General features: G+C 72.0%; 21 protein-coding genes. 14 read left to right on the forward strand and 7 right to left on the reverse strand.

Going from position 1 to position 20,975, the window contains the following annotated elements; all coding sequences use genetic code 11:
• Positions 1-15 precede the first annotated feature (15 nt).
• From ACZ7L1_RS01080 to ACZ7L1_RS01095, 4 genes are all read left to right on the forward strand, one after another.
• Entirely contained in the window at positions 16-1,146 is a 1,131-nt protein-coding gene (locus ACZ7L1_RS01080) for an ABC transporter ATP-binding protein (protein WP_471433107.1), read from the forward strand.
• Positions 1,143-1,853, forward strand: a complete 711-nt coding sequence (locus tag ACZ7L1_RS01085; protein ID WP_471433109.1) for an ABC transporter permease — start codon at positions 1,143-1,145, stop codon at positions 1,851-1,853. The genes ACZ7L1_RS01080 and ACZ7L1_RS01085 overlap by 4 nt, the downstream gene beginning before the upstream one ends.
• Positions 1,850-2,518 carry an ABC transporter permease gene (locus ACZ7L1_RS01090; protein WP_471433111.1) on the forward strand — a complete coding sequence of 223 codons (669 nt, stop codon included), beginning with the start codon at positions 1,850-1,852 and terminating at the stop codon, positions 2,516-2,518. Before ACZ7L1_RS01085 ends, ACZ7L1_RS01090 begins: the two co-directional genes overlap by 4 nt.
• A gap of 308 nt (positions 2,519-2,826) precedes the next feature.
• Positions 2,827-3,789, forward strand: coding sequence for an ABC transporter substrate-binding protein (locus ACZ7L1_RS01095; protein ID WP_471433113.1), 963 nt, complete (start codon positions 2,827-2,829; stop codon positions 3,787-3,789).
• A 111-nt stretch (positions 3,790-3,900) separates the two neighbouring features.
• Here ACZ7L1_RS01095 and ACZ7L1_RS01100 read toward each other — a convergent pair whose 3' ends face one another.
• From ACZ7L1_RS01100 to ACZ7L1_RS01110, 3 genes are all read right to left on the reverse strand, one after another.
• The gene (locus ACZ7L1_RS01100; protein WP_471433115.1) at positions 3,901-4,716 is read right to left on the reverse strand and encodes an SAM-dependent methyltransferase; all 816 of its coding nucleotides are present in this window, start codon (positions 4,714-4,716) and stop codon (positions 3,901-3,903) included.
• A gap of 136 nt (positions 4,717-4,852) precedes the next feature.
• A complete protein-coding gene (locus ACZ7L1_RS01105) occupies positions 4,853-5,065 on the reverse strand; it encodes a DUF397 domain-containing protein (RefSeq protein WP_471433518.1) in 213 nt (70 codons plus the stop codon).
• Positions 5,066-5,092: 27 nt separating this feature from the next.
• Positions 5,093-5,968: a helix-turn-helix domain-containing protein gene (locus ACZ7L1_RS01110; RefSeq protein WP_446792825.1), complete on the reverse strand. Its 876-nt coding sequence runs from the start codon at positions 5,966-5,968 to the stop codon at positions 5,093-5,095.
• 288 nt (positions 5,969-6,256) lie between these two features.
• Between ACZ7L1_RS01110 and ACZ7L1_RS01115 the strand changes: the two genes are divergently transcribed.
• The 3 genes from ACZ7L1_RS01115 (at position 6,257) to ACZ7L1_RS01125 (ending at position 8,280) form a co-directional block, all read left to right on the forward strand.
• Positions 6,257-6,808, forward strand: a complete 552-nt coding sequence (locus ACZ7L1_RS01115; protein ID WP_471433118.1) for an ATP-binding protein — start codon at positions 6,257-6,259, stop codon at positions 6,806-6,808.
• Positions 6,786-7,268: a hypothetical protein gene (locus ACZ7L1_RS01120; RefSeq protein ID WP_471433120.1), complete on the forward strand. Its 483-nt coding sequence runs from the start codon at positions 6,786-6,788 to the stop codon at positions 7,266-7,268. Before ACZ7L1_RS01115 ends, ACZ7L1_RS01120 begins: the two co-directional genes overlap by 23 nt.
• A gap of 208 nt (positions 7,269-7,476) precedes the next feature.
• Entirely contained in the window at positions 7,477-8,280 is an 804-nt protein-coding gene (locus ACZ7L1_RS01125) for a VOC family protein (RefSeq protein ID WP_471433123.1), read from the forward strand.
• A 117-nt stretch (positions 8,281-8,397) separates the two neighbouring features.
• Here ACZ7L1_RS01125 and ACZ7L1_RS01130 read toward each other — a convergent pair whose 3' ends face one another.
• Together ACZ7L1_RS01130 and ACZ7L1_RS01135 are read right to left on the reverse strand one after the other, a co-directional pair.
• Positions 8,398-8,817, reverse strand: coding sequence for a DUF6114 domain-containing protein (locus ACZ7L1_RS01130; RefSeq protein ID WP_471433124.1), 420 nt, complete (start codon positions 8,815-8,817; stop codon positions 8,398-8,400).
• Complete coding sequence (locus tag ACZ7L1_RS01135; protein WP_471433126.1) at positions 8,814-9,497, reverse strand: DUF6230 family protein; 684 nt, start codon at positions 9,495-9,497, stop codon at positions 8,814-8,816. The genes ACZ7L1_RS01130 and ACZ7L1_RS01135 overlap by 4 nt, the downstream gene beginning before the upstream one ends.
• A gap of 638 nt (positions 9,498-10,135) precedes the next feature.
• Between ACZ7L1_RS01135 and ACZ7L1_RS01140 the strand changes: the two genes are divergently transcribed.
• Positions 10,136-10,798, forward strand: coding sequence for a Tat pathway signal sequence domain protein (locus ACZ7L1_RS01140; protein ID WP_471433128.1), 663 nt, complete (start codon positions 10,136-10,138; stop codon positions 10,796-10,798).
• 61 nt (positions 10,799-10,859) lie between these two features.
• Here ACZ7L1_RS01140 and ACZ7L1_RS01145 read toward each other — a convergent pair whose 3' ends face one another.
• Positions 10,860-11,777: a lytic polysaccharide monooxygenase auxiliary activity family 9 protein gene (locus tag ACZ7L1_RS01145; protein ID WP_471433130.1), complete on the reverse strand. Its 918-nt coding sequence runs from the start codon at positions 11,775-11,777 to the stop codon at positions 10,860-10,862.
• A 252-nt stretch (positions 11,778-12,029) separates the two neighbouring features.
• On the opposite strand from ACZ7L1_RS01145, the gene ACZ7L1_RS01150 reads away from it, so the two are divergent.
• The 6 genes from ACZ7L1_RS01150 to ACZ7L1_RS01175 all read left to right on the forward strand — a co-directional run bounded on the left by ACZ7L1_RS01150 (position 12,030) and on the right by ACZ7L1_RS01175 (position 19,004).
• Positions 12,030-12,482 (forward strand): hypothetical protein, encoded by a 453-nt coding sequence (locus ACZ7L1_RS01150; protein WP_471433132.1) that lies wholly within the window; start codon positions 12,030-12,032, stop codon positions 12,480-12,482.
• A 13-nt stretch (positions 12,483-12,495) separates the two neighbouring features.
• A complete protein-coding gene (locus tag ACZ7L1_RS01155) occupies positions 12,496-13,644 on the forward strand; it encodes a damage-control phosphatase ARMT1 family protein (RefSeq protein ID WP_471433134.1) in 1,149 nt (382 codons plus the stop codon).
• Positions 13,645-14,025: 381 nt separating this feature from the next.
• Complete coding sequence (cyc2, locus tag ACZ7L1_RS01160; protein WP_471433135.1) at positions 14,026-16,230, forward strand: germacradienol/geosmin synthase Cyc2; 2,205 nt, start codon at positions 14,026-14,028, stop codon at positions 16,228-16,230.
• Between the two features lie 142 nt (positions 16,231-16,372).
• Positions 16,373-16,699: a LysR substrate-binding domain-containing protein gene (locus tag ACZ7L1_RS01165; protein ID WP_471433519.1), complete on the forward strand. Its 327-nt coding sequence runs from the start codon at positions 16,373-16,375 to the stop codon at positions 16,697-16,699.
• A 127-nt stretch (positions 16,700-16,826) separates the two neighbouring features.
• Positions 16,827-17,972, forward strand: coding sequence for an aminopeptidase P family protein (locus tag ACZ7L1_RS01170; protein ID WP_471433137.1), 1,146 nt, complete (start codon positions 16,827-16,829; stop codon positions 17,970-17,972).
• A 111-nt stretch (positions 17,973-18,083) separates the two neighbouring features.
• On the forward strand, positions 18,084-19,004 hold the full coding sequence (locus tag ACZ7L1_RS01175) for an aminoglycoside phosphotransferase family protein (protein ID WP_471433138.1): 921 nt from the start codon (positions 18,084-18,086) through the stop codon (positions 19,002-19,004).
• Positions 19,005-19,093: 89 nt separating this feature from the next.
• Here ACZ7L1_RS01175 and treZ read toward each other — a convergent pair whose 3' ends face one another.
• Positions 19,094-20,839: a malto-oligosyltrehalose trehalohydrolase gene (gene treZ / locus ACZ7L1_RS01180; protein WP_471433139.1), complete on the reverse strand. Its 1,746-nt coding sequence runs from the start codon at positions 20,837-20,839 to the stop codon at positions 19,094-19,096.
• Positions 20,840-20,975 lie beyond the last annotated feature (136 nt).

Consider the following 20,975-nt stretch of genomic DNA (forward strand, 5'->3'; position numbering starts at 1 on the left):
AGGGCATTCGGCGTTTTGATACGGATAGATTCAGTCACGAAGCGGTATCCGGACGGCACGGTGGCGGTCGACCGGCTGTCTCTGGAGATACCGGACCACTCGATCACCGTCCTCGTCGGCCCGTCGGGCTGCGGCAAGACCACGACACTGCGCATGATCAACCGGATGGTCGAGCCGAGCGAGGGCACGATCACCCTCGACGGCGTCGACATCGGCAAGCAGTCTGTCAACGTCCTGCGCCGGTCCATGGGGTACGTGATCCAGAACGCCGGGCTCTTCCCGCACCGCACCATCGTCGACAACATCGCCACCGTGCCCCGGCTGCTCGGCTGGAGCAAGGACCGCGCCCGCGACCGGGCCCGGGAGCTGATGGAACGGGTCGGACTCGACGCCTCCCTCGCCAAGCGGTATCCCTACCAGCTCTCCGGCGGACAGCAGCAGCGCGTCGGCGTGGCCCGGGCGCTCGCCGCCGACCCGCCGGTGCTGCTGATGGACGAGCCGTTCTCCGCCGTCGACCCGATCGTCCGCAAGGGCCTGCAGGAGGAACTGCTCAGGATCCAGGATGAGTTGGGCAAGACCATCGTCTTCGTCACCCATGACATCGACGAGGCGATCCGGCTCGGCACCATGGTCGCCGTCCTGCGCACCGGCGGCCGGCTCGCCCAGTTCGCGCCGCCCGCCGAACTGCTGTCGTCCCCCGCCGACACCTTCGTGGAGGACTTCCTCGGCACCGACCGCGGCATCCGGCGGCTGTCGTTCTTCACCTCCGGGACCCTTCAGCTGCACAAGACCCCGATCGTCGCCGTCGACTCCACCGCCGAGCAGATCGCCTCCCGCGCCACGCCCGAGGTGCCCTACCTGCTGGTCACCGACCTCGACGGCAGACCGCTCGGGTGGAGCGAGCCGGGGGAGCTGACCGCCGGGGACATCGCGCCGGAGCGACTGCTGCCGTACGGGCGGCCGTTCGCGCACGGCAGGGACTCGCTGCGCGCCGCGCTCGACGGAGCCGTGCTCTCGCCGACCGGGTGGGCCGTCGCCGTGGACGACGCCGGCCGGGTCGTCGGCGTGGTCTCGCAGGCGGCCATCGGCGAGGCGATCCGCAGCGCCCACGCCGAGGGCGTCAAGGACACGAAGGTCGCCGGATGAACGGGTTCTTCGACATCCCGAGCGACCTCCAGCACAGCTGGCCGGGGCTGATCGGACTGCACCTGAGGGAGGCCCTGCTGCCGGTCCTCGCCGGCCTGGCCGCCGCCCTGCCGATCGCCCAGTTCTGCGTGCGGTTCCGCTGGCTGTACCCGCCCGTCCTCGGAGTGACGACGGTCCTGTACGCCATCCCGTCACTGGCGTTCTTCGTCGTCCTCATCGACTACACCGGCCAGAGCGAGCTCACCGTGATGATCCCGCTCGCCGTCTACAGCCTGGTGGTGCTGGTCCCGGCGATCGTGGACGGTGTCCGCTCGGTGCCGCAGGAGACGCTGGCGGCGGCCACCGCCATGGGCATCGGGCCCGTACGGCGCTATCTCCAGGTGCAGTTGCCGATCGCCGCTCCCGCCATCCTGGCCGGGCTGAGGGTGGCGACGGTGTCGAGCATCTCGCTGGTCAGCGTCGGCGCCCTCATCGGCAACCAGGGCGCGCTCGGCAACCTCCTCGCCGACGCGATGTTCTACCACCGGCCCGTCCTCGCGGTGAACTCCGTGGTCACCACGGCCGTCCTCGCGATCCTCGTCGACGCCCTCCTCGTCCTCGTACGCGTCCTGTTGACGCCGTGGATGCCACGCGGCACCGGCAGGAGGCGGAAGGCAGCCGCACGGCCCGAACCGTCCGCACTCGCCGTGGAGGACGCAGTCCGGTGAACGTCCTCAACTTCGTCAACGCGTTCTTCAGCGACAGCGCCCACTGGCACGGCTACGACGGCATCCCGCAACGCCTGCTCGAACACGTCCAGTACTCCCTGATGGCCCTCGCCGTCGCCGCCGCCATCGGGCTGCCGGTGGGTCTGCTCACCGGCCACACCGGGCGCGGCGGCAACGTCCTCGCGTTCGTCGCCACCGCCGCCCGCGCACTGCCCAGCTTCGGTCTCTTGGTGCTGATGTTCGTGCTGCTCGGCCTCGGGCTGCTGCCGGTCATGATCCCGCTGGTGGTGCTGGCCGTGCCACCGATCCTGGTGACCACGTACGAGGCCGTGCGCTCCGTCGACCCGTCCCCGGTGGACGCCGCGCGGGGCATGGGCATGAGCGAGCCCAGGATCCTCTTCCAGGTCGAGGTGCCCGTGGCGCTGCCGCTGATCCTCAGCGGTCTGCGCTCGGCGGCCATCCAGATCGTCTCGACGGCCACCATCGCCGCGTACGTCAGCCTCGGCGGCCTCGGTCGCTACATCGTGGACGGGCTCTACCAGCGCGACTACGAGAAGGTCGTCGGCGGGGCCACCCTGGTGGCCGTGCTGGCGCTCGCCACGCTCACGGTGTTCTGGGCGGTGTCGCGGGCCGCGGTGTCGCCGGGAGTACGCAGGAGCGCCTGAACAACACGCGAGAGGGCCCGGGCACATGATGTTCCCCGGGCTCTCCCGCGCCGTGCGTCATCCCTCCGAACGCGCCAGCTCCAGCACGACGAGGTGGACGCGCCGTGAAGTACGCCCGGTTTCACCTCCGTCCGTCCGCCGATTCTTCACCATCGGACGGCCACAACCAGCCATGCTTCGAGGCCAATCGGTGATCGGAATGCACTTGACTGACCGAGAACCGGCTGGATTGGATCGCATCGTGCGGTGCCCGCACCCCGCACCGCTGTGCCACGCCCTGCCCAACACCCGAGCCCGGAACGGGAACCGTGACTTCTACCGCGAACACCAGCACGTCCAGCAGGAGACTCCCCGGCGCGGCCATCGTCGCCCTTGCCGCCACGGCGGCACTGCTCGCGGGGTGTTCCTCGTCCTCCGACACCAAGTCCGACGACCCGCTCCAGGGCGGCAAGGCGAGCGGCGACACGGTCGTCGTCGGCTCCAACAACTTCTCCGAGAGCATCCTGCTCGCCGACGTCTACGGCGAGGCCCTGAAGGCCAAGGGCATCAAGGTCACCTACAAGCCCAACGTCGGCAGCCGCGAGACGACGTACGGCCTGCTGAAGAACGGCTCGATCACGGTCCTGCCCGAGTACAACGGCGCGCTGCTGGCCTACCTCGACAAGAACGCCGCCCCGAAGACGGTCGCCGCCACCACGGCCGCCATCAACGCCAAGCTGGACTCCAAGCTGACGCTCCTGGAGCCGGCGCCCGCGCAGAACAAGGACTCCGTCACCGTCAACCAGGACACGGCGAAGAAGTACAACCTCACCGAGAAGTCCTCCATCGCCGACCTCAAGGACATCGCCAAGGACCTGGTGATCGGCGCCTCGCCGGAGTTCCAGACCCGGCAGCAGGGCCTGCTCGGCCTGAAGAGCGTCTACGGCCTGCAGTTCAAATCCTTCAAGGCGCTCGACGCGGGCGGCCCGCTCACCCAGGCGGCGCTGAAGAAGAACACCGTGCAGGCGGCCGACATCTTCACCACGGACCCGACCATCACCAAGGAGAAGTTCGTCGTCCTGCAGGACCCGAAGAACCTCTTCGGGTTCGAGAACGTGCAGCCGCTCGTCTACAAGAGTGGGCTCGGCCAGAAGGGCGTCGACGCGCTCAACGCGGTCTCGGCCAAGCTCGACACGGCGGCCCTGCTCGACCTGGACACCCAGGTGCAGCTCCAGAGCAAGGACCCGCTCGACGTCGCCAAGGCCTGGCTGAAGTCGGTCGGCCTGGGCTGACGTCCGCGCCGCGGACACCACCGCGGACGCACCGACGCGGGTGCCCGCGCCCTTCGGGGCGGCGGGCGCCCGCGTCGTCGCCGGCCGCGCCAGGGGGCGCGGGGCCGTGAACTACGGCTTGCGGGCGATCGCCCCGTACATCGCGATGTCCTCGTCCCGAATACCCTGTTCCCCCGTGCCGTCCGGGTGCCACTTGTGCACCTGGACGATCCCCGGCTCCACCAACTCAAGCCCCTCGAAGAACTCGTAAGCCTCCTCGATCGTCCGCAGCCGCATCGGCATGTTGCGGGCCGCGTACTCCCGTGCCACCCGGCCCACCTCCTCGGGCGCGAACTCGGCGGTGCCGATGGTCATCGCCAGGTAGCTTCCGGACGGCAGCGGTTCGAGCAACCGCCGTACGATCCCTACCGCGTCGTCCTCGTCCAGGATGAAGTGGACGATCGCGATGACCGTGAGGGCGACCGGCCTGCCCGGATCCAGGGTCTCCCGGAACTCGGGGGCACCCAGGATGGCCTCGGGGTCACGGAAGTCCGCCTCGATGTACGACGTCTTCCCCTCGGGCGCACTGGCCAGCAGCCCCTGGGACAGCGTGAGCACGATGGGGTCGTTGTCGACGTACACCACCCGTGACTCGGGCGCCACCGACTGGGCTATCTCGTGCAGGTTGGGGGAGGTGGGGATGCCGGTGCCGATGTCCAGGAACTGGCGTATGCCCGCCTCCTCGGCGAGCCAGCGCACCGCCCGGTTCATCCAGTCCCGGTTGGCACGCATGTGGACGGGCAGGGCGGGCCACTCCCGTGCCATGGCGTCACCCGCCTCCTTGTCGGCGGGGTAGTAGTCCTTGCCGCCCAGGATGTAGTCGTAGATGCGCGCCGAGTGCGCGCTCTCGGTGTCGATGCGGTCGGCCGGCCATCCGTTGTCGGGCAACGCCGTCTCCTGTTCCGGGGTCTTGGTTGTCGGGTCTCGGTTGTGGGGTGGGAGAGGAAGGCTCTGCTGAGTACGCAGAGACAAACACGCAGGACGCAGGGATAAAAGAGGATCGGCGGCGGCGGGCGGCCGCGCGTCACAGCAGGAAGTCGGCCTCGCCCGCCTTCACGCTCGCCAGGAAGCCCGCCATCTCGGTGCGGCTGAGCACCAGCGCCGGGCCGTCGGGGTCCGTGGACTGTCGCAGAGCCACGCTGCCGTCGGACAGTTTCTTCGCCTCCACGCAGGCGCCGCCCGCGTCGTCGCTCCAGGGCTTGGACCAGCCGCGGGCGCCGAGGGCGTGGGACGGCATACAGGTGCGTATCGGGTCGTGCACTTCTCACAACTCCTTGCGGATCGCGCCGAGGACGGCCTCGGTCTTCTTCGCGGGCGCGGACTGCGCGCCCAACCGGTCCAGGGCCTCGCGGTAGACCACGACGTCGTCCGCCTTGTCCAGGTAGACGGCGCCCACGAGACCGCTCAGGTAGACGATGTCCGGCAGCTCGGGCGCCCGGAACCGGAAGAGGTGGAACGCGCCGGCGCGCATGGCCGGGTGCGGGCCGTTGCTGAACGGCATGACCTGCAAGGTGACATGGGGGAGGGCGTTCATCGCGATCAGATGGTCGATCTGGGCGCGCATCACCTTCGGGCCGCCGACCGGCCAGCGCAGCACCGTCTCGTCCATCACCACCCACACGCGCGGCGGCGAGGGCCGCGACAGCAGCTCCTGGCGCCGCATGCGCAGAGCCACCCGGCGCTCGGTCGCCTCGGCGGGGGCGTGCGGGTTGCCGGCGCTCAGCAGGGCGCGCGCGTAGTCCTCCGTCTGCAGCAGGCCGGGCACGAACTCGGCCTCGTACGCGCGGATCTGCAGGGCGGCCTGCTCAAGGCTGAGGTACGCGGCGAACCAGTCAGGCAGCACATCGCGGTAGGTGTGCCACCAGCCGCGCTTGTTGGCCTCGCGGACCGACTTCAGGAACGTGTCGATCTCCTGCTGGTCCGTGACGCCGTATGTCTGCAGCAGCTTCTCGACGTCCGCGATCCGCAGCCGGGCCACCTTGGCGGCCTCCATGCGGCGGATCGTGGAGTGGCTGACCCCGATCGCCTCGGCGGCCTGCTCGTACGTCAGACCGGCCCGTGTGCGCAGCTCTTCCAACTGCCGACCGAGGATCATGCGCAGAACGGTGGGGGCGCCGCCCCAGTCGGTTTCCGCGGTCACGCCTACCCCCTCGCGCGGGATGCACGGTCGCAGTCTGTCACGATCTTCCGCCGACCGGAGCAGGATGCACCTCGCGAATTGCAATTTTCAACTTGCCGGTTGCGGGGCGTTGTCGCCGGATGCCACAGTGTTCCTACCGCTCGAAGACGGTGAACCATGGTGCCGAGCAGCTCAGTTGGGGGAGACGGGGCTGCTTCGGCGCCTGCGGCGCGAGGTGCGCGGATCGCGCCGTGGCCGGAAGGCGGTGGGTACCGGCCAGGTCCCCGGACAGACGAAAGGCGAAAGGCGATGGCTCCGCCCTCCCTCCCCCAGTCGGTGGGCCGCCTGCCCGCGGGCGCGGCACACCCGAGAACCGGTGTCTTCGACCTCCCGGCGGTTCCCGCCGCCGTCGGCCTGGCCCGCACAAGCGTCCGGCGGCTGCTCGGCCGCTGGGGCACCGGGGACTGCACGACCGACAACGCCGTGCTGGTGACCTCGGAACTGGTCACCAACGCGGTCAAGCACACCGCCAGCGACCGGATCGTCTGCCGGGTTCGCACCGACGGCCACCGGCTGCGCATCGAGGTCGAGGAGGAGAACCGCGGCGGCACGCTCCCGACCCGGCGCTGGCCCGGGCCGGACGACCAGGGCGGCCGCGGGCTGCTGCTGGTCGGCATGCTCAGCGGCGACTGGGGCGTGCGGGACGCCCCGGACGGCTCCGGCCGCATCGTCTGGGCCGACCTGGCACCGGAACCCGGCGAGACCGTCGTCACCGGCCTGCCCCCGCTCCCGCACACCCTCAGGCCCGCCCCCCACCCGGCCGAAGGATCCACATCGCATGGAACGACCGCACGACTTTGACCCGCTGTCCCCTCCGACTCCCTCCCCGTCCCCGCACACGTCCCTCCCGCTCGAGCCGCCCGGTCGCCTGCCGCTGCCCAGGGAGCTGACCGCGGCCCTCGGGTACGACGCCGTGGGCATCCCCGCGGGCCACGGCGAACGGATCATGAAATGCCTGCCCCGCGTCGGCTGCGTCTTCGCCGACGACCTGCGCTGGTGGTGGATCGTTCCCGCGGGCTCCGACATAGGAGTCACCTGGCCGCCGACGACGAGCTACGCCGTCGACGCGCGTGTGGGACCGGGCGCGGCGACGGACGCACACGGCCGTGACCCCTCCTGGAGTGGCCCCCGCCCCGGTCGGCCCCGGCTGATCCACCGACCGGACGGTGACTCTCCGTACACGCCCCCCATCCCGCTGTACTTCCTCGCCTGCCGCCTGGCCGGCAGCACCCCGCACTGGTCGCTGGGTGTGGGCGCCTGAGGCGGTTCCGGGCCTCAGGCGCCCAGGTCCGTCCGCCGGGGCCCGCGACGCCGAGCTGATCCGAAAGGCAGGCCCCAGCCCCGTCTCGGGATGAAACCCGGCGTCAGGTGGCGCATCCTTGCAAGGGTGCGACCGGGGTACCCGGAGGCCCTCAGCGAACGACGCAGGAGGTGCCCGGCGCCTCCCCTCGGAACCGGGCGGTGTGGTCATGGAGAAGAACGAGACACGCGGCAAGGGGGAAGTAACCAGTCACTCGGTGTTCGGCGCACCGTGCTGGGTGAGTCTCGCCACCCGCGACCTGGAGGGCGCGGAGGAGTTCTACCAGGCCGTCTTCGGCTGGAAGTGGCGGCCCAACAGCCTCGGCGACGGGTTCCGGGTGGCGCTCGCGGACGGGGTGCCCGTCGCCGGGATCGCCGCCGTGGCCTCGATGTGGCAGATGGCCGTGGCCTGGACCGTGTACTTCGCGGTCGACAACGCCGACGAGGCCGCGGCCCGCTGCCGGGAGCGCGGCGGGACGACGGCCGTGGGACCGCTCGCCCTCCCGCCGGGCCGGGCGGCCCTGCTCGCCGACCGCGACGGGGCCGTGTTCGGCATCTGGGAGGGTCCGCTCATCACGGACTGGGAGGAGTGGCGGGCGGCCGCGCCCACCTTCATAAGGCTGCACACGCGCGACGCCTTCGACGCCGCCATCTTCTACGGCGAGGTCCTGGAGTGGGCCGCCGCGCGCCCCGGCTGCTGCGAGGTCCACTACGACGGTGACGAGGTCGTGCTGCGCAGCAGCGCAGTGGTGGTCGCGCGGATCCACTCGGGGGCGGTGGAGGCGGCGCCCGATCCCACGATCCGGCCGCACTGGCAGATCCACTTCACGGTCGACGACGTCACCGCCTGCGTCCTGGCGGCCCGCGCGCACGGCGGGTCCGTGCTGCAGTGGGAGGAGGGCACCGGCGAGGCGGTGCTGGCCGACCCGGACGGCGCACGCTTCACGGTGACCGCCAGGCAGCGGGAACACTGACCGGGCAGCCGCGGGGGCGCCGGCTCGTGGTACGGCCTCGGCGGGCGGGGTCCGGAGGGGAGCCCCGTTGTGGTGTGGGGCCGGGGCGACCGCCCGCCCGCCGAGGGGCGCGAGGGATCAGGGCACGGCCGAGCCGGCGGTGGGGGCCTGATCGCGACGGCGGCGCAGCATGCCCCGGCGCGGCTCCTGGTCCGGCAGCCAGCCGAAGGCCAGACAGCTGCCGACCGCGCCCAGCAGCAGGCCGATCAGGAAGCCGCCCAGGTTGGACGTCAGCCAGGTGCCCAGCGACACCAGGATGCCGATGAGCGAGTAGAACAGGCGCTGGGTGGGGTTGAAGAGGATGAGCAAGCCGCACAGCGCCATCACGGTCGGCAGCAGATACCCCGCGACGCCCTGCATGCCGATGTGCATGACCACCTTCAGCGACGCCTTCTCGGTGAGGAGGATCTCCGCCCCGCCCAGGGCGAGCAGCAGCCCGCCCCAGAAGGGCCGGTTCGCCCGCCACCGCCGGAAGGCGGCCCTCGGCCCGCTCGTCATGAGGGGCAGTCCGAGTCGCTGAAGCCGAGCTTGAGCCCCGGGAGCTTGAAGGTGCCCGCCGTGGTGGCGTAGTTGGTCTGCTTCAGATTGGCGATGTGCACGGTGTCGGACTGCTGGCTGAAGACACCGTGGGGTCCCTTCACACCGGCCTTGTTCAGTGTGCTGGCGTCGTTGCCGATCTCGATGTTGTTGAAGTCGGCGTCACCGGTCAACTGGGTCGAGTCGGTGGTCAGATCGCTGGCGAGGACCTTGTCCTTGCCGCCGCCCGCGGTGATCTTCAGGTAGGAGCCGCCGAGGTCGACGCTCTGGCACAGCTTGGTGAGCGTCGCGTTCTTGATCACGGAGGTGACGACCGCCACCTCGTCACCGACGGTGTCTCTCAGCGGGTTGTCCTTGTCCAGTGTGTCGAGGCCGCCGAACTGCTCGAAGCCGGTGCCGTTCAGGTCGGTGGCGGTGACCGTGAAGGCCATACCGGAGATCGCGAACTGCACGCCCAGTGCTCCCTGGGCGGTCATGATCGCGAGTCCCGCGGCGATCGCGGTGGCAGGCACCGCCATCACCGCGGCGCGGCGCAGGCGGACCCGTCCGCGTCTTGCGGGGGACCCCTCGGCGGCGGAACCGCTTTCCGGGGGCTCGGGGGTGGAACCGGGGGACGCTGTGACGTCCGAGGACGAGGCCATGTCTGCTCCTGGGCATGGTCAATGCGAGTAGGGCTTCACTGGCACGGTGTCCTGGCGCGGACAGTGCTACCGCGCACGCCTCCTCACACCTCCCGGCGTGTGCAAGGGCTTACTCGTGGTGCGGCAGTGGCCACCAAGGAAGTTACCGGGGGTTACACCCAGGGTCAAGAGAGTTGTGTCAGAAGCGTGTTGATTGTGTGGCGCCGGTGATCGACCCGGTGGGCGGCGAAGTCACCGGCACCTCCGGTGCGGTGGCCGCGACCTGCGCCCCCGTGCGTCGATGCTCCAACTTGTGTGTGACGTATTGACGTTGACGATGAATCAGGTCTACAACATCCCGTGTTTTCCGCGGGTCCGTGGCGCCGGATCCGTCGCACGGCGCACGTCTCCCTCCCGGCCCCTGCCTTCCGGGGTGTGTGGTGACACCTCCGCACACGTGGTGCGCCGCACGGATCCTTCACATCCACCGGCGACCCGGTAACCCCTCCGCGTCACCGGCACGTCCGCTTTCCCCCTGTCCACGGACCGTCCCCGGTGGCCCGCCGCCGCTGCCGTCCCGTCACGTACGGAGAAGGCGTGACGGGACGGCAGCGGCACCCACCACCCGCACAGCCCCCCACTTCGGAAAGAGGCACCCCATGCGTACCACCCGATCCCTGCTCGCCGTCGCCGTCGCCGGCGCCGCCGCGGCCCTCGCCGTGGCCACGTCGATCCCCGCCTCCGCGGACGGCGCGGTGCTCACCGCCGGCGGCACCGCCGTCGCCGTCGGCGACGTCCTCAACGCGTCGCTCGCGAGCGGCACCACGGCCACGCTCTACTCCAGCGCCACCGGCACCAGCGGTGTCTCCTGCACCTCGTCCACGTTCACCGCCACCGTCACCGACAACCCGTCCGCCCCCGGCACCGCCGGCGAGTCGCTCACCGGCCACAGCTTCGACAGCAGCAGCTGCACCAGCAACGTCACCGGCGTCCTCGGCGTCGGCAGCATCACCGTCGACAACCTCCCCTACACCACCACGGTCGCCTCCGACGGCACCGTCACCGTCACCCCGGCCGCCGGCTCCACCATCCAGACCACGGTCAAGCTGCGCACCCTGCTCGGCACGATCACCTGCGTCTACCAGGCGCCGAGCCTGACCGGCACGGCGAGCAACACCGACAACAGCATCGGCTTCACCAGCCAGCACTTCACCAAGACCTCCGGCTCGTCGCTGTGCTTCGCCAACGGCTACTTCACGGCGAAGTACGCCCCCGTCACCGACACCAGCCAGGCCGGCGGCCCGGTCGTCTCCGTCAACTGACGGCCCACGGCCCACGGGGGACGGCCGTTTCCGGTCTCCGACGGGACCGGGGGCGGCCGTCTCAGCCGCGTCGGCGGCGCAGCACGGCGAGCGCGGCGCCCCCCAGGAGCAGCGCGACCGCCGCGGCGCCGCCCGCCAGCAGCGGCACCGAGGCACCACTGCCCTCACGGGGCGCCGTGGCCGCGGCCGGGGTGCCGGGTACGGCCGTAGCCGGGACGCCGGACACGGTGGTCGCCGGAACGCTGGGCACGGTGGTCGCCGACGCGTCGGACCCGGTGGTCGCCGGGGCGCTGGGCGACGGTGTCGGCGTGCCGCTCGACCCGCCCTTGTCCGCGCCGGCGCCCGAAGCCCCAGAGGCGGCGAACACCACGTCGGAACACGAGTAGTAGGTGTCCGTCGTGCTGGAGTTCTGCCAGATCGTGTACAGCACGTGGTGCCCCGAGCGGTCCGCCGGAAGCGTCGCCCTGATCCGGTAGGCGCCGTTCCGCAGTGGCGGGTCCGTGACCTCTGCGAACGGCTTCGCCGGAAGGTCCGACCAGGTCAGCGGCTTCGTGGGGTCGTAGCCGCGTGTGGTCAGGAACAGTTTGAACATGCCCGTGTGCGGGATCGTCGAGCTGTACGTCATCGTCAACGTGGCCCCGGGTGCGAGCCGGGTCGCCGGCCAGTCGGAGCGCGCCAGGTCCAGCCCCTTGTACGCGGGCAGCCCTCCGCTGCACAGCCTGCCGTCCGGGATCAGCTGCCGGTCCCTGCCGTTCACGTCCGCCACCCGCAGGTTGTCCCAGGCCGTGAACGGGGCGCCGTTCGCCGCGATCGCCGCCCGGCACGCGGTGGTCCGCGCCCGCTCGCCGCCCTCCGGCGAGCACGCGACCACCCGGCTGACCGGATCCGTGGGCGCGCCGTGGGCGAGGGCCGGGGTCGCGGGCAGCAGCGTGGCCGCCACGGCGACGGCGGCCGCGGTGACGGTGCGGTGAGCGGGCATCCGGTGTCTCCAGGCGCGTCGGGTCCGGCGGGCGCGGGGTGCGCACCGAGAAGTACGGGGATGCGACGGCGCCTGTTCAGACCTGCGGCGCCTCGTGACGGCCCGACCGGCGGCGCGAGGGAGGGCGGACGCGCCGGTTAGCGTAGGCGCATGGCAACGGAGAGCGCCCCAGGGGCGGTTGACGTGAGATGTCCGGGCTGTGGCTCGGCCGCCGTGCGGGCGGTCCCTGAGGTCTGCGCCGATCACGCGTCCATGCGCGACGGCCTCGCCGACCGGCTGGCGCGATCGCCGGGCGCGCCGTCACGGTCCGACAGCTGTGTGCACTTCCTGGAGGGCATGCTGATCGTCGGCGTCGGTGCCGCCCTCGCCTACAGCGGCGTCGCCCACCACCACCCGCTGTACACCGCCGGCGGGTCGCTCCTCGCCGTCCTGCTGCTGGTCGGAACGGTCGTCGTGGTCCGTCGCGAGGCCCGCGAACGCGCCTTCGTCACCGCCGGCGAGCCCCGCGCCGAGGCGCTGTGGCGACCGGCGTACCACTGCGCCGGGTGCGCGTCGGTGTTCTGCCCCGGCGGCACTCCGTGGCAGGGTCTGCTGACGCCGGAGCAGTTCAAGAAGTTCGTGTGGACCGAGGCCGGCTACGACGAGCAGCTCGAGGAGCGGTTCGCGGACGTGGACCTGCCGCCCGGGATTCCCGCCGGCCCCTGAGGAGCCCGAGATCATGCCTGACGCCCCCCTGATCCTCGCCGACGAGCCGGGCTCCTTCCCGCACGGTGTGCTCTCGGCACGGCATCCCGCGCTGATCCGCGCGGTGCGGGACGCCTTCCCGTACGGACCCGACCGGCGGCACGCCCTGGAGGTGCTGCTGACCAGCGCCACCGAGGGCGTCATCGAGCCCCTCGGCACGGAGGACGACGTGCGGTGGGCGGAGTGGGGAGCCCGGGAGTACCTGGGCCGGTCCTGGTTCGAGGTGCCCTTCCTGTGGTCCGAGAGCTACTTCTACCGCCACCTCCTCCAGGCGGTCGGCTACTTCGGCCCGGGTCCCTGGCAGGGCATCGACCCGTTCCGCCCCTTCAAACTCGCCGAACTCGACTCCGCGGAGACCGACGAGGAACTGGCGGCCCTGGACCGGCTGGCCGGGGAGCCGACCGACGCGCGGGCGCGGGCACTGCTGCACGGCTCGCTCTGGGGCAACCGCGCGGACCTCGGCTTCCGCCTGTCCGCACCCGGCGCCTCGACGGCGGCTTCCGGGCTCGTGGCCGACGACAGCGACGTGTTGTGGTCCCTGCTGCCCTGCGACACGGTCTGCCTGGTTGCCGACAACGCGGGCCGGGAACTGATCCCGGACCTGCTTCTGCTGGACCATCTGCTGACCCAGGGCCGGGTACGGCAGGCCCTGCTGCACGTGAAGGCGTATCCCTACTACATCTCCGACGCCACGACCGCCGACGTCGTGGACGCCGTACGCCGCCTCAACGCCGCACGGGGCGAGGCGGCGGCCGCCGGGGAGCGCCTGTGGACGGCTCTGGCCGAGGGGCGCCTGGAGGTCCGGGCGCACCCGTTCTCCTGCGCCCCGCTGCCGTACGCCGACATGCCCGACGACCTGCGCGCCCAGTTCGCCGAGGCGGACCTGACGATCCTCAAGGGGGACCTCAACTACCGCCGCCTGGTGGGCGACCGGCTCCACCCGCCGACGACGCCGTTCGCGGACACCACGGCGTACTTCCCCGGCCCGGTCGCGGCGCTGCGCACCCTGAAGTCCGACGTGATCGTGGGCCTCACCGCGGCGACCGAGGCGTCGCTGGTCGCCGCGGAGGAACAGCGCTGGCGCACGAGCGGCACCCACGCGCTGATCCAGGTCAGGTCGTGATCCCCGAACCCGGTGCGGGAGCGGCGACCTGGATCCCGTCGTGAGGTGCCGGCGCAGCGGCGTGAGCGTTCAAATCGGTCGGCCGGTGAGCGGCAAGGGCGCCGCGACTGAGCACAGAGTGTTACGCAGGCTGCGGACCGGTGAGCGGTGGTCGCGCGCACCGGCACTTGCCCGGCACGCCGGTCGGCCGTTGCCTGTTGGCCGGCTCTTTGGGCGGTCTGGACGCGGACAAGGCGCGCCGAATCCCGGGGTCCGGCGCAGGGGCGGCCGGGCGAGACCAAGACCAGTGCACCCCGCAGAAACCGTACCCCGATTCACGCGTTGGTGTGATCACACCCCGCCGAACGGATGCCTCTCTCACCCCGCGGGCAGGACCCGGCCATGACGCAGCCGTTCGACCTCCCGCACTTCTACATGCCCTACCCGGCGCGGCTGAACCCGCATGTCGACGAGGCCCGCGCCCACTCCACGGAGTGGGCCCGCGCCATGGGCATGCTGGAGGGTTCCGGCATCTGGGAGCAGTCCGACCTCGACGCGCACGACTACGGGCTGCTGTGCGCGTACACCCACCCCGACTGCGACGCCCCGGCCCTCTCCCTGATCACCGACTGGTACGTGTGGGTGTTCTTCTTCGACGACCACTTCCTGGAGACCTTCAAGCGCACCCAGGACCGTGAGGGCGGCAAGGCCTACCTGGACCGCCTCCCGCTGTTCATGCCCCTGGACCTCGGTACCGCGGTTCCGGCCCCGGAGAACCCGGTGGAAGCGGGCCTCGCCGACCTGTGGGCACGCACGGTGCCGTCCATGTCCCCCGGCTGGCGCAGGCGGTTCGCCGTCGCCACCGAGCATCTGCTCAATGAATCCCTTTGGGAGCTGTCCAACATCAACGAAGGGCGGATCGCCAACCCGGTCGAGTACATCGAGATGCGCCGCAAGGTGGGCGGCGCCCCCTGGTCCGCGGGACTCGTCGAGTACGCCACCGCCGAGGTGCCCGACCGTGTGGCAGGCTCCCGCCCGCTGCGCGTGCTCATGGAGACGTTCGCCGACGCGGTCCACCTGCGCAACGACCTCTTCTCCTACCAGCGCGAGGTCGAGGACGAGGGCGAGAACAGCAACGGAGTCCTCGTCCTGGAGACCTTCTTCGGCTGCGGCACACAGGAGGCGGCCGACGCCGTCAACGACATCCTCACCTCACGCCTGCACCAGTTCGAGCACACCGCGTTCACCGAAGTCCCCGCCCTGGCCCTGGACCGGGGTCTCACCCCGGACGAGCTCGCCGCCGTCACCGCGTACACCAAGGGGCTGCAGGACTGGCAGTCCGGCGGCCACGAATGGCACCTGCGCTCCAGCCGCTACATGAACGACAACGCCCGCTCCCGGCAGCGCCCCTTCGGGCTCTCCGGCCTCGGCACGTCCGCCGCCGACGTGCGCGGGCTGCTCGCCGACGCGGGGGCCATGGGGGCGCCTCACACGCCCTTCAGACAGTGGGGGAGGCTGCGTGCGTACACCCATCTTCCCTTCCAGCAAGTGGGGCCTTCGCTGATCCCCGACCTCCACATGCCCTACCAGGTCGAGCTCAGCCCGCACCTGGACGGTGCCCGCGGCCGCCTCACCCCCTGGATGCACCGGATGGGCATGCTGCAGGAGGGCGTCTGGGACGAGGACAAGCTGGCCGCGTACGACCTGCCCCTCTGCGCGTCAGGACTGGACCCGGACGCGACCCCCGAGGCGCTGGACCTCAGCTCCCAGTGGCTGTCCTGGGGCACCTACGGCGACGACTACTACCCTCTCGTCTTCGGCCACCGCCGCGACCTCGCCGCGGCCAGGCTCTGCACCGAGCGGCTGTCGTCGTGCATGCCGCTCGAGGGCGGCGAGTTCCCCGTCCCCGCGAACGGGATGGAGCGCGGCCTGATCGACCTGTGGGCGCGCACCACGGCCGGGATGACCCCGGAGCAGCGGCGATCGTTGCGCGCCGCCGTGGACGACATGACCGAGAGCTGGCTGTGGGAGCTGTCCAACCAGCTTCAGAACCGCATCCCGGACCCCGTCGACTACCTGGAGATGCGCCGCGCCACCTTCGGCGCCGACCTCACCAAGAACCTCTGCCGCATGGGCCACGGCCCCGCGGTCCCGCCCGAGGTGTACCGCAGCGGTACGGTCCGCGCACTGGAGAACGCGGCCATCGACTACGCGATGCTCGTCAACGACGTCTTCTCGTACCAGAAGGAGATCCAGTACGAAGGCGAGATCCACAACGCGCTCCTCGTGGTGCAGAACTTCTTCGGCTGCGACTACCCCACGGCGGTGCGCATCGTGGGCGACCTGATGAACCAGCGCATGGAACAGTTCCAGCACGTTGCCGCCCGCGAACTGCCCGTGCTGTTCGACGACTTCGCGCTCTCCCAGGAGGCGCGCGTGGTCATGGACGGCTATGTGGCCGACCTGCGGAACTACATGGCGGCCATCCTGAACTGGCACCGCAACTGCCACCGCTACGGCGCCGACGACCTGGCCCGCCGCTTCCACGGCTTCGTCCCGGACCTGGCTTCGGCCGTCACCCGGGGGGCGGCGCCGGTGGCACGCTGACCGCCCCCGGCCACGGCGCCGGGCACGACGGCCACCTGGGCTGACGGGCCCGCCACTCCCGGACCGGTGGTCAGCCGAGCCGGACCTTCTCGCGACGGCCGGCGTGCTCCACCGCGGCTTGCGCCAGCGCCCGCACGACGGGGTGCGGGCGCGAGCCGTCGCCCGCGAGTTACCCGACGCGGGCCTGCCGCTGGCTCAACTGCGGGCCGTGGGCGGTGGCACGGGCTTCAGACCGGCCCTGCGCCAGGAGGGCACCGATCTGCGCACGCTCATGGCGCTTGCCGCCGCAGGCCACGGCCTCGCACTCCTGCCGCGCTCGGCGGCCACCGGAGTACCGGGCACGGTCGCCGTGCCGCTCACGGCGCCCCGCGTGGTCCACCGCACGGAACTCCTACACGGCCGGGGCCTGCGCGGAGCCGCGGCGACACTGGCCGAGCGGCTGCTGGCCGCTCCGCAGGCCACGGGGTGACCCGGTGCGCGGGCGGGCGCCCCCGTGCGCGGGCCGTCATGGTCGCAATGGGCTCGCGTCCGCTCCTGCGGAGGGGCAGGATGCTGCCCGTAGACCCTGGGAGGACCCGGACCAGCGGAGGTTATGGATGACCGGCACGCCCGTACCGCCCGACACGGAGGGTCCCGCGCCCTTCACCGCCGAGGACTACGCGGCCCGGATGCGGCGCGCCGCGGACGCCGCCGCCGAGGCCGGGCTCGACGGGATTCTCGTCGCGCCCGGACCCGACCTGGTGTGGCTGACGGGATACCGCCCGGTGGAGACCGAACGCCTCACCCTGCTGGTCCTGCGCGCCGGGCACGACCCCGTCCTCGTCGTGCCCACCCTGGAGGCGCCCGACGCCGCCCGGGCGCCCGGCGGGAGCGCCCTGACGCTGCGCGACTGGACCGACGGCAAGGACCCCTACGAGGCGGCCGGCTCCCTGCTGACAGCCGACGGCCGTTACGGCATCAGCGACAACGCCTGGGCCCTGCACCTGCTCGGCCTGCGCGAACGGCTGCCCGACGCCGGCCACGTCGCGCTCACCCGCGCCCTGCCGATGCTGCGGGCCGTCAAGGACGCCGCGGAACTCGGCCGGCTGGCCGCCGCGGGCGCCGCCGCGGACGCCACGTACGAGGAGATCCGGAAGGTCCCCTTCGCCGGTCGCCGGGAGCGCGAGGTCGCCGCCGACCTCGCCGACCTGCTGCGGCACTTCGGCCACTCCCAGGTCGATTTCACCATCGTCGCCTCGGGCCCCAACGGCGCCAACCCGCACCACGAGGCCGGCGAGCGCGTCATCGAGCGCGGTGACATGGTCGTCCTCGACTTCGGCGGCCTCAAGCACGGCTACGGCTCCGACACCACCCGCACGGTCCACGTCGGCGAACCCACCGACGAGGAGCGCCGGGTGCACGACCTGGTGCGCGCCGCCCAGGAGGCGGGTTTCCGCGCGGTCAGGCCCGGCGCGGCCTGCCAGGACGTCGACCGGGCGGCCCGCGCGGTCATCGCCGACGCCGGGTACGGGGAGTACTTCATCCACCGCACCGGGCACGGCATCGGCGTCACCACGCACGAGCCGCCGTACATGATCGAGGGGGAGGAGCAGCCCCTCGTCCCCGGCATGTGCTTCTCGGTGGAGCCCGGTGTGTATCTGCCCGGCCGCTTCGGGGTCCGCATCGAGGACATCGTGACGGTGACCGGGGACGGCGGACGCCGCCTGAACAACACGCCCCGTGAGATGGCGATGGTCGACTGAAGGAGTGAAGGAGGCAGTGGCCGCCCGCCGACGCGACCGCGAGGCCGCGACGGCCGCCCGACCCGGCAGCAGAACCCGCAGCACGCCCACCGAGACGACAACGGCGCGATCATGACCCAGGCACCGACACCGACGGCGGAGACCGTACGCCGACTGGTCCGCACCCTGCTCCACGACGGCGACGGACCGGACGTGACGCCCGTCGCCGAGGGCGGGCACGCCACCTGGTGGGTCGGTGCACGCCATGTGCTGCGGCTGGCCGCCGATCGGGACGCCACCGCCCGCCAGCGCCGTGAACTGCGGCTTAGGGCCCTGGTGCGGCCGCACATCGGGACGGCGGTGCCGATGAGCGTGGCGCACGGGGAGTGGGCCGCCGGCCGCGGCTACACCCTCGACGCCCGGCTGCCCGGCTCGACCGGAAGGGAACGGGACGTCTCGGCGGTCGGTGAGGCGGACCTCGCGGCCCTGCTCTCGGGGCTGCGCGAGGTACCCGTACGGCAGGCCGAGGCACTCGGCGTGCCGCGCGTCCCGCCCCGCTCACTGGAAACCCTGCGCACCGCCGCCGCGCACGCCGCGGAGCGCCTCGCCGAGCGGGACGAGTTCGACCCCGCCCGGCTCGCCCAGCTCGCCGCCCCGGCCGCCCGCCAGCTCGCCTCCCAGCCCGGCGCGGCCGTCCTGGTGCACCGCAATCTGCGGGACGACCACCTCGTCGTCAGCGACGACGGGCGGGTGCGCGGCGTCCTCGGCTGGAACGACGCGGTGATCGGCGACCCGGCCGAGGACATCGCAGGACTCGCCGTGGCCGTCGGCGCCCCCGCCGCGGTGCGCGCCGCCACCCTCGCCGGCTACGGCGCCCGGCCCTGCCTGCGCGGCCTGTGGCTGGCCCGCTGCGACGCGCTCGTCGCCCTGGCCGGCGGACTCCGGGGCCGAGTCGACACCCCCCTGCCGGACCTGCGGGCCCGCCTGCGCCGCGCCTGGGAGCCGATCCTGCTCGAACGTGTCACGGAACTGCCGGGGGACGAGACGCCGTAGGCGGATGGGCCGGGACGGGCGTGTGAGCTGTCGGGGCGACGCGTGCGTAAACGCTTGCGCGCACGCCTGCGTGCGGTATGCGCGGCACCTCACTCCTGCGTCAGCACCACGCACGACTCGCCCGGCAGGGTCACCACCCCGTCCTCGTCCGGCGGCTGGACCGGTTCCCAGGCGGCCAGCACGCGCGCGTTGCGGAGGCCCAGGGGGATGCGTGCCGGCTCCTTGACGAGGTTGACGGCGACCCGGACGTCCCCGCGGCGGAAGGCGAGCCAGCGCGCGTCCTCGTCGTAGGTGACCTTCACATCCCCGAGGTCGGGGTCCGAGAGGTCGGGCTGTGTGCGGCGCAGGGCGACCAGCTCCCGGTACCAGGCCAGCACGCGCGCGTGGGGCTCGCGTTCCGGCTCGGACCAGTCAAGGCACGAGCGGTTCCGGGTCGCCGGGTCCTGGGGGTCGGGCACGTCCTCCTCCGCCCAGCCGTGCGCCGCGAACTCCCGGCGCCTGCCGCGTCGTACGGCGTCGGCGAGCTCGGGATCGGTGTGGTCGGTGAAGAACTGCCAGGGCGTGCCCGCCGCCCACTCCTCGCCCATGAACAGCATCGGTGTGAACGGGGCCGTGAGCATCAGGGTCGCCGCGCACGCCAGGAGGCCGGGGGAGAGGGACGCCGACAGCCGGTCGCCCTGGGCGCGGTTGCCGACCTGGTCGTGGGTCTGGGAGTAGCCGAGCAGGCGGTGGGCGGACACCCGGCTGCGGTCCAGCGGGCGGCCGTGCCGCCGGCCCCGGAACGTCGAGTACGTGCCGTCGTGGAAGAAGCCGGCCGTCAGGGTCTTGGCGAGGGCGGCGAGGGGCGCGCGGGCGAAGTCCTCGTAGTAGCCCTGCGACTCGCCGGTCAGCGCGGTGTGCAGCGCGTGGTGGAAGTCGTCGTTCCACTGCGCGTGGACGCCGAGGCCGTTCTCGGCGCGGGGGGTGATGAGGCGTGGGTCGGCCAGGTCCGACTCGGCGATCAGGAAGAGCGGTCGGTCCACCTCGGCGGCCAGCGCGTCCACCGCCTGCGACAGCTCCTCCAGGAAGTGGATCGCGCGCGTGTCGTGCAGCGCGTGCACCGCGTCCAGGCGCAGGCCGTCGATCCGGTAGTCGCGCAGCCAGGCCAGCGCGCTGCCGATCAGATACGCGCGCACCTCGTCCGAGCCGGGCGCGTCCAGGTTCACGGCGGAGCCCCAGGGTGTGTGGTGGGTGTCGGTGAAGTACGGGCCGAAGGCGGGCAGGTGGTTGCCGGAGGGGCCGAGGTGGTTGTGGACCACGTCCAGCACGACGCCGAGGCCGAGTTCGTGCGCCCGGTCGACGAACCGTTTCAGCGCGGCGGGCCCGCCGTACGGCTCGTGCACCGCCCACAGCGAGACGCCCTCGTAGCCCCAGCCGTGCCGCCCCGGGAAGGGGCACAGTGGCATCAACTCGACGTGTGAGATGCCCAGTTCCACCAGGTGCTCGAGCCGCTCGGCCGCCGCGTCCAGCGTGCCCTCACGGGTGTACGTGCCCACGTGCAACTCGTACAACACCGCGCCCGGCAGTCCGCGCCCCGGCCACGCGGCACGCCACGCGTACCGTCCGTGGTCGACCACCGCGCTCTGCCCGTCGGGCCCGTCCGGCTGGCGACGCGAGCGTGGATCGGGCAGCACCGGGCCGTCGTCCAGCGCGTAGCCGTAACGCGTGCCGTCCTCGGCCTCCGCCTCGCCCGCCCACCACCCGGCGCGCTCCGGATCGCGCTCCAACGGGCGCGTGGCACCGTCGCAGTGGAGCGTGACCCGGGTGGCCTGTGGTGCCCACACCTCGAACCGCACTGACGTTCCCCCTCGTCTGCTCATCGTGATGTAGCCCGTCCATGGTGCGTCAAAACGCGATCACTTCGCCGCCCGATCGACCCTTTCGTCACACGGAACGACCCTGACGGCGGCCTGGGCCGTCTTTGGGTTTCCT

The organism is Streptomyces sp. NPDC107546, from assembly GCF_055639175.1.

What these genes read in the sequence shown, in the direction of transcription:
- ACZ7L1_RS01150 (WP_471433132.1), top strand. Translation starts at nt 12,030, where the DNA reads ATGCGCGACGGCCTCGCCGACCGGCTGGCGCGATCGCCGGGCGCGCCG.
- ACZ7L1_RS01155 (WP_471433134.1), top strand. Translation starts at nt 12,496, where the DNA reads ATGCCTGACGCCCCCCTGATCCTCGCCGACGAGCCGGGCTCCTTCCCG.
- ACZ7L1_RS01125 (WP_471433123.1), top strand. Translation starts at nt 7,477, where the DNA reads ATGGAGAAGAACGAGACACGCGGCAAGGGGGAAGTAACCAGTCACTCG.
- ACZ7L1_RS01170 (WP_471433137.1), top strand. Translation starts at nt 16,827, where the DNA reads ATGACCGGCACGCCCGTACCGCCCGACACGGAGGGTCCCGCGCCCTTC.
- ACZ7L1_RS01085 (WP_471433109.1), top strand. Translation starts at nt 1,143, where the DNA reads ATGAACGGGTTCTTCGACATCCCGAGCGACCTCCAGCACAGCTGGCCG.
- ACZ7L1_RS01135 (WP_471433126.1), bottom strand. Translation starts at nt 9,497, where the DNA reads ATGGCCTCGTCCTCGGACGTCACAGCGTCCCCCGGTTCCACCCCCGAG.
- ACZ7L1_RS01130 (WP_471433124.1), bottom strand. Translation starts at nt 8,817, where the DNA reads ATGACGAGCGGGCCGAGGGCCGCCTTCCGGCGGTGGCGGGCGAACCGG.
- ACZ7L1_RS01175 (WP_471433138.1), top strand. Translation starts at nt 18,084, where the DNA reads ATGACCCAGGCACCGACACCGACGGCGGAGACCGTACGCCGACTGGTC.
- ACZ7L1_RS01120 (WP_471433120.1), top strand. Translation starts at nt 6,786, where the DNA reads ATGGAACGACCGCACGACTTTGACCCGCTGTCCCCTCCGACTCCCTCC.
- ACZ7L1_RS01105 (WP_471433518.1), bottom strand. Translation starts at nt 5,065, where the DNA reads ATGCCGTCCCACGCCCTCGGCGCCCGCGGCTGGTCCAAGCCCTGGAGC.
- ACZ7L1_RS01140 (WP_471433128.1), top strand. Translation starts at nt 10,136, where the DNA reads ATGCGTACCACCCGATCCCTGCTCGCCGTCGCCGTCGCCGGCGCCGCC.
- ACZ7L1_RS01145 (WP_471433130.1), bottom strand. Translation starts at nt 11,777, where the DNA reads ATGCCCGCTCACCGCACCGTCACCGCGGCCGCCGTCGCCGTGGCGGCC.
- ACZ7L1_RS01115 (WP_471433118.1), top strand. Translation starts at nt 6,257, where the DNA reads ATGGCTCCGCCCTCCCTCCCCCAGTCGGTGGGCCGCCTGCCCGCGGGC.
- cyc2 (WP_471433135.1), top strand. Translation starts at nt 14,026, where the DNA reads ATGACGCAGCCGTTCGACCTCCCGCACTTCTACATGCCCTACCCGGCG.